This window comes from Komagataeibacter kakiaceti JCM 25156 (assembly GCF_000613305.1).
In genome coordinates this window covers 1-2,048 of sequence record NZ_BAIO01000425.1, presented here as the reverse complement: position 1 = coordinate 2,048, position 2,048 = coordinate 1, and the positions used below count along the sequence as shown (strand labels likewise).

At 63.2% G+C, this 2,048-nt stretch carries 3 protein-coding genes; 2 read left to right on the top strand and 1 reads right to left on the bottom strand.

What is annotated here, in order from left to right; translation table 11 throughout:
• Nucleotides 1–219, bottom strand: a 219-nt coding sequence (locus JCM25156_RS28120) for a LacI family DNA-binding transcriptional regulator (RefSeq protein ID WP_242402680.1), incomplete at its 3' end; no start/stop codon positions are given.
• A 361-nt stretch (nt 220–580) separates the two neighbouring features.
• On the opposite strand from JCM25156_RS28120, the gene JCM25156_RS24905 reads away from it, so the two are divergent.
• Together JCM25156_RS24905 and JCM25156_RS14750 are read left to right on the top strand one after the other, a co-directional pair.
• Nucleotides 581–865, top strand: a complete 285-nt coding sequence (locus JCM25156_RS24905; RefSeq protein ID WP_148299399.1) for a hypothetical protein — start codon at nt 581–583, stop codon at nt 863–865.
• Nucleotides 862–2,048 (top strand): PepSY-associated TM helix domain-containing protein (locus JCM25156_RS14750; protein WP_242402679.1); only part of this gene is annotated, 1,187 nt, incomplete at its 3' end. The genes JCM25156_RS24905 and JCM25156_RS14750, both read left to right, overlap by 4 nt.

The following is a 2,048-nucleotide window of genomic DNA, read 5'->3' as shown; positions in this document are numbered from 1 at the left end:
GCGACCGCCCCGAGAGCATGATGCCCGGAATGCGGTTGGCCGGTAATTCAGGGCCGCCGCCGCTTCCATGACCTTGCGCCGGGTCTCCGGGGCGATGCTGGCGCCGTGCGAGAAAGCACGCGACACGGCGGACTGCGACACACCGGCCCGCCGGGCGACATCAGTTGACGTAACCGGTCGTGTAATGCTGACCTCCCGCACCGATGGCTGCTGCTGCACGATACCGCCATTTACACTGTCGGGTGGAGAATGACCACCGTGCGCGCATGAATACGCGGCAGTGGTCAGTGGGGCCTTACCCCTCTCACCGGTTCCGGCCATGACATACCCCTTCCGGCAGCCACCAGCCTCCACCCCGGATCAGCCCGTTGGCGTCCGGTTCAAAGCCACGTTTGCGCTATGGGGGATATAAGCCCGGTCACGACGGAAACGCCGGGACGGGGCGGCATGCGGTAATGTATCCATTTGCAATATACCACCAGACCACGTTGTAAACTGTTCGCAAACCCGGCAATTTATGGCATGGACATGATATGCGAATGCGTCGCATTATTTTATTGTCCATAACAGAAGAATGCCCATGCCCCGCGACACGGCACGCCCCGGTTCCAGTCTTGCGATAAACAGGTTTTTCAGTGCCGTTGCCGCCTGCCTGCTCTCCTACCTCGCCGCCTGTCTGGTGCTGAAGGATTTTATCCGGTGGGCCGGACCGAACCCGGCCGGGGCCGCGACGCTGGGTGATATCGTGGCCATAGCCTGCCTGCCTGTCCTGATCCTCATAGGTTTCGGGGGCAATACACGCCAGCGGGGCCTGCTGGTGGTGTGCGCGCTGGGCGCTCTGGCCGCCCTTGGCTGTTTTGCATGATGCGTGAAACCCTGCGCACACGAATGGGCTGGCTGCACGGCTGGGTCGGGTTCCTGTGCGGGCTGTGCCTTCTATGTATTTTCGTCACCGGCACGCTTACGGTTTTCGATACCGAAATCACGCTATGGATGCAGCCGGAAATTCGCGTACGGACATATACCCCCCCGACCGAAACCGCCCTGCATGCAGCCGCGCAGCTACTGCGCGACCAGCAGGCACGGGGAATCCAGTCCTTCCTCAACCTGCCATCGCGGCGTTCACCCACGTTGCAGGTCCTGCATTTCAACGGCCACGAATTCACGGGGGATGTCCTTGATCCCCACAGCGGCGCGCGGATCCCGACCCGTGAAACGGCGGGAGGGAAATTCTTCTATGACTTTCACTACACCCTGCGCAGCGCCGATATGGGCGGGGTGCGGATTGTCGATATTCTGACGCTGGCGCTTCTGGTTGCCGCGGGGTCGGGCGTCGTGATCCACCTGCGCGCGCTGCTGCCCGATCTGGTCATGCTACGCCTGTCCGTCTCACCCATACGGTCGTGGCTGGATGCGCATCTTCTGGCCGGGGTTCTGTTCCTGCCCTTCATCATCATGTGCAGTTACACGGGAATACTCGTCCATGCCGACAGGCTGTTCCCCTGGCAGCCTGCCGTCGGCCACCACCATCATGGCGGCAAGGGCGGGCGGCAGGGTCACGGCCCGTCCACGCCAGCCACGACCCTGTTGCCGGTGCCGCCACTGACCCCCCTGCTGGCCACGGCGCGGGAAAACCTGCAGGGCCGGGAATGTGGCTTCATTCTGTTTGCGCCAGACCGCCTGACCATCTCGGCCAGCGATGCATCCGGCCCGTATCTGAGCCGCGACCATGTGGATTTCAGCCTGCCCGATGGCCACCCGCTGGGCACCACGCTCAACCGTGGCGAAATCGCCTCCACCATGCAGCTTATGCGCGGGCTGCATTACGCGCGCTTTGCCCCGCCCGGGCTGCGGTGGCTCTACTTCATTTCCGGCCTGTCGGCTACGGCCGTCATGGCTACCGGGCTTGTTCTGTTCCTGATGAAACGCCGCCGCAAATCCGGGCATCTCATGGCCTTTCGTGTGGCGGAGGGACTGACGATCACCACCGTTTCCGGCCTGCCGCTTGGCGTCCTTGCCTTCCTGTGGGGCAACCGGCTGCTGCCCCC